This is a genomic window from Arsukibacterium sp. (assembly GCF_033722355.1).
In the GTDB taxonomy this organism is placed as follows: Bacteria; Pseudomonadota; Gammaproteobacteria; order Enterobacterales; family Alteromonadaceae; genus Alishewanella.
This window is the reverse complement of record NZ_JAWVZF010000115.1, coordinates 1-8,689: the sequence shown is the minus strand read 5'-3', so window position 1 is coordinate 8,689 and position 8,689 is coordinate 1. Positions and strand designations below refer to the sequence as shown.

Sequence of the window (8,689 nt, the reverse complement as noted above, 5' to 3'; positions counted from 1 at the left end):
TATTTTCAGTCCAGTTACTAATCGACAAGCTAATAAAATGCACGCTGTTTGCAAATTCTGTGATCTGATTTTTTAGTAAGGCTTGCTGTTTTTGCGTGTTAAGTGTGAATGTCAGATGATCAGTTTGCACAAGATAGTCAATATGTTTGCAACAATAAGCACTATAACGGGAACGCATCAGTTGCAAACAGTTCTCAGCCTGTTCAGTTGCGTTTAGCAAAGGCTGACAGCAGTTGCTAAACAGCAAGCCGGAACAACAATAACACTTCAAAAGTACCTCAACTGCCAGATATTCAAGTTAATAACGGCAGTATATATGAAACACAGGCATTTTCTAAACAGCCTAGTGAGTCTGTTTTACTGAGTGGTTAAACTGGTAAAACCAACGCTGCTGTTTGCCCGCACTATGGCTAAGCTCCGAGATTAGTGCTTCCGATGGCAGCGGGCTGAAATTAATGACTACACGACAACTGCTGCTATGTAACAGCTTATCCAGCGTTTTTGCCGGATCTTTTATTGTATCTGCATGGATAACCAGCATTTTATCTACGGGTAGCTGTAAGTAAGCGGCTAGTGCCTTAGATGGCAACTGCTTTGGGGCAACCAACACAATCCAGCCTGTTTCAAGGCAATGGCGCTGTAACACTTTAATCAGTAACTGTTCAGCATTATCCGCTGATGCCGGAACGAGCTCCTGATAAAACGGTTTAGCTGATGCCACTGTGGCAGTTAACCGTGTTAAACGCCCGGTGTTTTGTTTCACTGGCAAGCCAGCAGTGTCATGGATCAAATTGATAGAGGACATATTGGTTAACATAGCACGCTCCAGCTGTGTATTTATACAGTGTATGGATATACAGTAGTTGTTGTTTAAAATAAAGGCAAGTATTTTTTAACGATAAGAGGGCTAATGCCGCTAGCTGTGAACAACCGGTGTTAGTAATTTATTACTGGCTGGACCATTTAAGGACTAAATTAGGTTAGAATTGCCGGCTTGAGTCTGAAAAGTGAGTGCCTGATTGATGTTGTTAGACGATTTTGTCACCCGTTCTGCCGAAGGTTTTAGTTTCAGTCGGCTGCAGTCCTGCAGTTTTGCCAAACAAATCGCGACTGACTTTAATCCCATTCATGACGTTGACGCTAAAAGGTTTTGTGTGCCCGGCGATTTACTGTTTGCTTATCTGCTTAGTCACTATGGACTGAGTAAAGAACTTAGCTGCACTTTTGCTGGCATGGTCAGTGCTGATGTCTTGCTGCACTGTGAACATCATAACGATGAGCTGAAAATTTGTGATGCGCAGGGTAAAGTCTATCTTTCATTGCAGCGTCAGGGCGAAACCAGCCATGATTTAGCAGTAATAGAGCCATTGATCCGCGACTATGTACAATTTTCCGGCCAAAACTTCCCGCATATCCTGCAGCCGTTAATGCAGCAGCATAATGTGATGATCCATCCCGGCCGGCCCTTAGTTATCTATGAAAGCATGGCACTATCCTTCGATACATTACCCACAGCAGAAGTGGCATTGAGCCTTGCCGCTTCGTCGTTACAGGTTGAGGGGAAACGCGGTAATGTTCTGCTTGAATTTGTGTTGACTCAGCATGATAAGCAAATTGGTCGGGGTGAAAAACGCATGATTTTAAGTAATTTGCAAACCTATGATGAAGCACAAATGCAACAGATGATTGCCGAGTATGATCGCCGTAAAAACCTGAACAGAACGGCGTGCTAAGCAGCTTTTAATCGCGATATAAAATCAGCTATAGTGGCAGCTTGTTGTCATTAAAGGTTTTTTATGTCGCAGGCTCGTTCGTTACAACCTGGTTTTCTGGTGGTTCATGCCAATGCACCAGAGCAATTACGGGCATTGGTGGTAAACTGGTTGCAGCGCTATCCGCTTATGCCACTGGAATCAGAACACATCCTTGTGCAAAGTAATGGGATAGCCCAGTGGTTGAAACTGGCTCTGGCTAATGAACCCGATGCAACAGAAGCGGGCTGTGGAATCGCTTCAGCTATTAATGTGCAGCTTCCAGCCCGTTTTATCTGGCAACTTTACCGCAATGTACTGGGCCAGCAGCATATCAGTGAGCGCTCGGCGTACAGCAGGGATCTGTTGCGCTGGCATTTATTGAGCTTACTGCCCGAATTACCTGACGAACCCTGTTATGCGCCGCTGAGGCATTTTTTTGCTGACGACCCGACACTATTAAAAACTTATCAGCTGGCAGAGCAACTGGCAGCGCTGTACGATCAGTATCAGGTGTACCGGGCTGACTGGCTGAATCTTTGGCAAGATGGCCAGGATCAGTTGGTTAATTCGCGGGGGCAGCTGAAACCCCTTCAACCAGATCAACAATGGCAAAGCAGCTTGTGGCGGATGTTGCACAGCCGGATAAGTGAGCAGCAACTTGGTGACAGCCGCGCTGAGGTGCATCAACGCTTTATCGATAAATTAGCTGCCATGCCGGCAAAGGAAGCTGCCAGCATATTGCCGCGACGCTTAATTATTTTTGGCATTTCGGCAATGCCGCAGCAAAGTTTGCAAGTGCTGGCGGCAATAGCGCCGTTTTGCCAGGTACTGCTGGCGGTGCATAACCCCTGTCAGCATTACTGGGCAGATATCATCAGTGAGAAAGAGCTGTTAAGGGCACAGCGCCATCGCCAGTCTTATAAAGCGGGAATGCCCGCTGATATCAATGACGAGCAACTGCATGTCCATGCTCAGCCGCTGCTGGCATCCTGGGGCCGGCAGGGCCGTGATTACATCAGGTTGCTGGATGAGTTTGATGAGACGGCACAATACAAAAATCTGTTCGTTAATCAGCGCATTGACTTGTTTCAGCCACCAGAGGCCAGCCGTTTACTGGGCATGCTCCAGCATGATATTTATGATTTAAGGCCGGTGCGGGACAGCCAGCAGCATTGGCCGGCAATAGCAAACAGCGATCAGTCCATTCAGTTTCATCTGGCGCACAGTGCAATGCGTGAAGTGGAAATTCTGCACGATCAGTTATTAGCGGCGTTTCAGCAGGACCATAGTCTGACCCCGCGCGATATTATGGTAATGGTGCCGGATATTGCCGGCTACGCGCCGTTGATCCAGGCGGTATTTGCCTCGATAAAGCCCGAAGATCCGCGCTACATTCCTTTTACCATAGCAGATTTACCGCCAGGAACCGAACAGCCGATGTTTAAGGCAGTTGAACAGCTGATGGCGCTGGCTCAAAGCCGGTTCCAGCTAAGTGATATCCTGGATTTACTTGAAGTACCGGCCGTGCGGCAACGGTTTGGCATTGACGAGTCAGGGTTACCATTATTGCATCATTGGTTGCAGGATGCCGGCGCCCGTTGGGGGCTGGATGCGACGCAGCGACACAGCCTTGATTTACCCGATGGTCTGCATCATTACAGCTGGCAATTTGCTCTGGACCGAATGTTACTGGGCTTTGCCACCGGCCCGGTGCCTGACACGGAGCAAGGCGTTGACGGCTGGCATGGCATTGACCCTTACACGGAAATAAGCGGTCTGGAAGCCGCACTGTTAGGCCCATTGTACCAGTTGCTGGCAAAGCTGAAACAGTACTGGCAGCTATTGCAGCAACCACACAGTCCAGAGCAGTGGCAGCAGCTGTTAAATGGCTTGTTACAGGATTTCTTACAGCCCACCCTGACTGATGAGCAGGCATTATTGGCGCAGTTATATGAAGCACTGGATCAGTGGTTTAGTGATTGCCAGCAGGCGGGACTGAGCACCGCGCTGCCAGCACCGATAGTTGCACAAAGCTGGCTGAGTTTAGCGACCCAGCCCGGCGTGCAGCAGCGGTTTTTATCCGGCGGGGTAACATTCGCTACGTTATTACCAATGCGGGCAATTCCGTTCAGGCATATCTGTTTGCTTGGCATGAACGATGGCGCTTTTCCACGCCAGCAGCCAAGGCAGGATTTTGACTTAATGCAAACAGATATGCGCCCCGGTGACCGTTCACGGCGCGAGGATGACCGTTATCTGCTGCTGGAAGCTGTATTATCGGCACGCGACAGGCTGTATATCAGCTGGGTAGGGCGCAGTATCCATGACAACAGTGAGCGGGCCCCTTCGATGTTAATTGGCCAGTTACGGGATCATTTAGCACAGTGCTGGCGACTATCAGACAATGCTGTAGCAGGCGATACGGATAACACCGGGTTGCTACAGCACTTGACCACTGAGCATCCGTTGCAACCTTTCAGCCCGCGCTATTTTAAGCAAAGTGAGCCTGGCCTGTTCAGTTATCAGCAGGAATGGCTGGCAGAAACAGTTGCTGCGCAACAGCCTGAAAAGCTCAGTCACTGGCAGCCAACTGAGCCTGTCAATTTGCGGCAGTTAACTGAATTTATCCGCGATCCGGTAAAAAGTTTTTTTACTCAGCGTTTAACCATCTGGCTTGGTCAGACAAATCTTGCCACAGAAAACGATGAAGCCTTTGCGTTAGATGGCCTTAGCCGCTGGCAGTTGCAGCAGCAATTGCTCAGCCGGGTGCAACAGGCGTTGGCTGATAACCAACCGTTAGCCGCTGCAGTTAATAATGGTCTGGCCCAAATGCAGCGTCGCGGGGAGCTTGGGGTAGGGGCGGCAAGTGCGTTACATGCTAGCCAATTAGCCGAGCCGGTGCTGGTGTTAGCCGGCCGGCTTGAACAATTGCAACAACGCTTTCCTGATCGTCTGAAGGCACGTGCAGTGCACTGGCAGCATCAGGATATTGAGCTGCAGGACTGGCTTACCCAGCTGCGGCAAAATGCCAGTGGTGAGCAATGTCAGTTACTGTTAAGTGCCAGTGCTCTCGTTAAACAGCGCAAATACCAGTGGCGCCATCTGGTATTGCCCTGGCTTAGTCATTTGCTGGCCAATACACTGGGGCCTTGTCAGACAATAGTGTTAAGTCAGGCTGGCGAAGTTACCTTTGCGCAGTTGACAGAAAAGGCCGCGGCAGAGCAGCTTAACCCGTTGCTGAGCTATTACCTGCAGGCGCATCAGGCACCGTGGCCTCTGGAATTAGAATGTGCCATCCTTTACCTGCAACAGACTGACAGTGGCAAATTCAGTCGCGAGCAAATCCTGGCGCAATGTGAAAAATGTTATCAGGGCGACAGCTATAACCCCGGTGTTGTGCAGTTTAATCCTTATTTGCAGCGGTTATTTCCGGATTTTCAGCAACTGACTGCAAGTGGCGATTTTGCGCGCCTGGCTGAACGACTGTACCGGCCATTATTAACTGCGCTAAGCCAGGCCGAGATCGCCCGGGAGGCAGAATGAAACCGCCTGCAACACTAAACCTGCTTACACTGCCACTAACAGGCAACCGGTTAATTGAAGCCAGTGCCGGCACCGGTAAAACGTTTACTATCGCAGCATTGTATTTACGGCTGGTGCTTGGCCATGGCAAAGCGCAGGCTTATCAGCGGCCTTTAACCCCACCGGAAATTCTGGTAGTCACCTTCACCGAAGCTGCAACCCAGGAGTTACGTGACCGCATCAGGTTACGCTTAACCGAGGCGGCCCAGGCATTCCGGCGGGCTGACACTGACGATGATGTGCTGGCGGCGCTGCTGGCTGACTATGCTGAGACTGAGTTTGCCCAGTGTGCCAGGCGGCTTGAGTTGGCGGCACAGTGGATGGACGAAGCGGCCATTTCAACTATTCATGGCTGGTGTAACCGGATGCTGGCAGAGCATGCGTTTGCCAGCGGCAGTTTATTCAGCCAGCAACTGAGTACCGATTTAAGCGCGCTGAAGTTACAGGCTGCCAGAGATTACTGGCGTAGCTTTTATTATAAGCTGCCAGAGCAGGCGTTGGCAGAATGTCTCAGTTACTGGCAAACACCAGATGAGTTGTGGCATAGCGTTGCCAGACTAACCGGCTATTATCAGGAGCGGCTCACATCTGAACATTTTGGTTACGCGGAACCAGAAGTGGCTATCGCTCAGTGTCAGGCTGAACGCCAGGCTCAGTTACAGCAGCTTTGCCGACAGTGGCAGCAGTGGTTACCTGAATTAACCAGCTTGCTCAACGATGCCATTACAGCCAAAGCCGTAAACGGCAGACAATTGCAGCAACGCTATCTGGACAACTGGCTGCAAAAGCTGCAAAGCTGGTTGCAGGCACCCACCGCAGACCTTGATTTAGGCACCGGCTGGCACCGTTTATCGCCAGAGGGCATCGCAGAGTGCTGGAAACAGCAGCCGGTACCAGACCATCCGGCATTTGCCGGTATTGTTCAGTTACAAGCCGCGCTTAAAAATTTGCCGCAGCCCCGCCAGTTGCTGATGCAGCATGCTGCCTGCTGGCTGGCGCAAAGGATCCAGGCCGGGCTTAGTCAGCAGGCGCTGATGGGGTTTGACGACATGCTGCTGCGACTGCACCGTGCTTTAGATGGTCAACAGGGAAAGGAGCTGGCGACGCTGATTCGTGATCAGTACCCGGTAGCGTTAATAGATGAATTTCAGGATACTGACCCTATTCAGTATCAGATATTTTCAGCTATCTATCTGGCTAACCCGGTCAAGCCAGAGCAGGCAGCGCCAGAAGATAGTCAGCATGCATTGCTGCTGATTGGCGACCCTAAACAAGCGATATATGCTTTTCGCGGTGCTGATATCTACACTTACCTGAAAGCCAAACTGGCTACCACAGGTCAGCACTACACACTGGACACCAACTTTCGCTCAGACAGCCGGCTGGTCAGTGCAGTCAATTATATTTTTGCTCAGGCAGAGGCGCGTCCGGGCGGGGCGTTTCTGTTTCGACAGGAGCAGACAGACCGTTTTCCGGATCCATTGCCATTTTATCCGGTTAACGCTAAAGGCACCCCCTGGCAGCTACAGATTAAGCAACAAGCCGCAACAGCGCTCACTGCCTGGTTGCCGGAAGAGCCAACTGAGAAACCGCTGAGCCGTCAGGCTTATTTGCAATTGTTTGCCAGTGGTTGCGCCAGTTATATTACGGAAATTCTGCAGCAGGCAGATAATGATGAAACCGGCTTAATTGCTCCAAATGGTGATAAACGCCGGCTTAAGTCGTCGGATATTGCGGTTTTGGTTAATAATCAGACTGAAGCTCAGGCTATCAGGAGCCAGCTGGCTGAGCGGCAGGTCCGAAGTGTCTATTTATCAGACCGTGAATCGGTATTCAGCTCTGCCACAGCAACTGATTTACAGCTTATGCTCAGTGCCTGCGCTGAACCTGAGCAAGATAGTTTACTGCGCTCCGCTATTGGCTGCCGAACTATTGGTCTTAGTCTGGCGGAGCTTGATGAGTTGCAGCAGCAGGAGTTGAAGTGGGAGCAACTGTGTCTGCAATTTAAAAACTATCAGCAGCAGTGGCGGCGCTTTGGCGTATTACCAATGTTGCGCAGTCTGTTGTTTGATTTTGCGATCCCGGCACGGTTGCGGCGAAGCGCTGATGGCGAAAGAGCACTGACCGATTTACTGCATCTGGCAGAGTTGTTGCAACAGGCTGCTCAGCAGTTGGATGGTGAGCAAGCCTTATTACGTTTTTTGACCGAACATATTCAGCAACATTCCGGAGTCGACAGCGAACAGCAAAAAGTGCGGCTGGAAAGTGATGCCGAGTTGGTGCAGGTGGTAACAATCCATAAATCAAAAGGCCTGGAGTACCCACTGGTGTTTCTGCCTTTTATTTGCGCCGCCAGGCCAGTTAAAGCTGACCAGTTGCCGGTCAGTTATCGTGACGATAAGGGCAACCTATGTTTCAGTTATCAGCCTGATGAACCTATTCTGGCCGCAGCTGAGCAGGAGCGGCTGGCCGAAGATATTCGTAAATGTTATGTTGCGCTTACCCGGGCGAAGTATGCTTGCTGGTTAGGCCTGGCACCGCTGGCAGAAACAAGTGCGATCAGTCATTTACTGGCGAGCTCTGCTGTTGCGCCCGCGGCTTTTGCTTCACAGGTCCAAGCCAGCTGGGCAGGGTGTCCGGCTATCAGGCTGCAAACCTTGCCTAAAGCCAGCCAGAAGGTTTATCAGGCTCCCCGCCAACAAGAGCTGCAATTAACTGCCCGGCAAATCAGCCATATACTCAGGGAGCACTGGTGGATTGCCAGCTACAGCGCTTTGACCAGGCAGCTGGGTGAGAGCAGTTTACTGGCGCAAAGCGGGCCAGAGCGGGCCAGTGATAAGTTACTCCCCGAGCTTTACCATGAATATGAGGTTGAGCCTGTAGCGGCACAGTTGCAGGATCCTGCTATTCAATACCAGTTTGTCGCCGGGCCGCAAGCCGGTACGTTTTTGCACGGCATGCTGGAGTGGATGGGTAAACAGGGTTTTGGGGTAATCCGCCAGCAACCGCAGCTTCTGACAGCGGAGCTTCGTAAACGCTGTCAGCTCAGAGGCTGGCAGGCTGACTGCGAGCCATTACAACAGTGGTTAATTCAGCTGTTAGACAGTGGGTTGTCGTTGCCGCAGCCCACCAGCGCCGGCCCGCTTAGCCTGGCCGGGCTTACCAGTTATCAGGTAGAGCTGGAATTCTGGTTGCCCTGCCAGCAGATTGATATCAGTCAACTGGACAGCTTGTTGCAGCAGCATATCTGGCCAGGTGAAGCCAGGCCAGCGTTATTGCCCGGCCAGCTTAACGGGATGCTCAAGGGCTTTATTGATTTGGTTTATTGTCAGCAGCAGCGCTATGTGGTTTGT

Annotated in this window: 5 protein-coding genes; 3 read left to right on the top strand and 2 right to left on the bottom strand. The window is 51.0% G+C overall.

What is annotated here, in order from left to right:
- Together R3177_RS10630 and R3177_RS10625 are read right to left on the bottom strand one after the other, a co-directional pair.
- On the bottom strand, positions 1–178 hold a 178-nt coding region (locus tag R3177_RS10630; protein WP_318971011.1), incomplete at its 3' end, for a YchJ family metal-binding protein.
- 165 nt (positions 179–343) lie between these two features.
- Positions 344–817 (bottom strand): hypothetical protein, encoded by a 474-nt coding sequence (locus tag R3177_RS10625; RefSeq protein ID WP_318971010.1) that lies wholly within the window; start codon positions 815–817, stop codon positions 344–346.
- Between the two features lie 205 nt (positions 818–1,022).
- Here R3177_RS10625 and R3177_RS10620 point away from each other — a divergent pair, with 205 nt between their 5' ends.
- The 3 genes from R3177_RS10620 to recB all read left to right on the top strand — a co-directional run.
- Entirely contained in the window at positions 1,023–1,733 is a 711-nt protein-coding gene (locus tag R3177_RS10620; RefSeq protein ID WP_318971009.1) for a DUF3581 family protein, read from the top strand.
- Between the two features lie 63 nt (positions 1,734–1,796).
- Complete coding sequence (recC, locus tag R3177_RS10615; RefSeq protein WP_318971008.1) at positions 1,797–5,297, top strand: exodeoxyribonuclease V subunit gamma; 3,501 nt, start codon at positions 1,797–1,799, stop codon at positions 5,295–5,297.
- Positions 5,294–8,689, top strand: a 3,396-nt coding sequence (gene recB / locus R3177_RS10610; RefSeq protein ID WP_318971007.1) for an exodeoxyribonuclease V subunit beta, incomplete at its 3' end; no start/stop codon positions are given. The genes recC and recB, both read left to right, overlap by 4 nt.

What these genes read in the sequence shown, in the direction of transcription:
- R3177_RS10625 (WP_318971010.1), bottom strand. Translation starts at nt 817, where the DNA reads ATGTTAACCAATATGTCCTCTATCAATTTGATCCATGACACTGCTGGC.
- R3177_RS10620 (WP_318971009.1), top strand. Translation starts at nt 1,023, where the DNA reads ATGTTGTTAGACGATTTTGTCACCCGTTCTGCCGAAGGTTTTAGTTTC.
- recC (WP_318971008.1), top strand. Translation starts at nt 1,797, where the DNA reads ATGTCGCAGGCTCGTTCGTTACAACCTGGTTTTCTGGTGGTTCATGCC.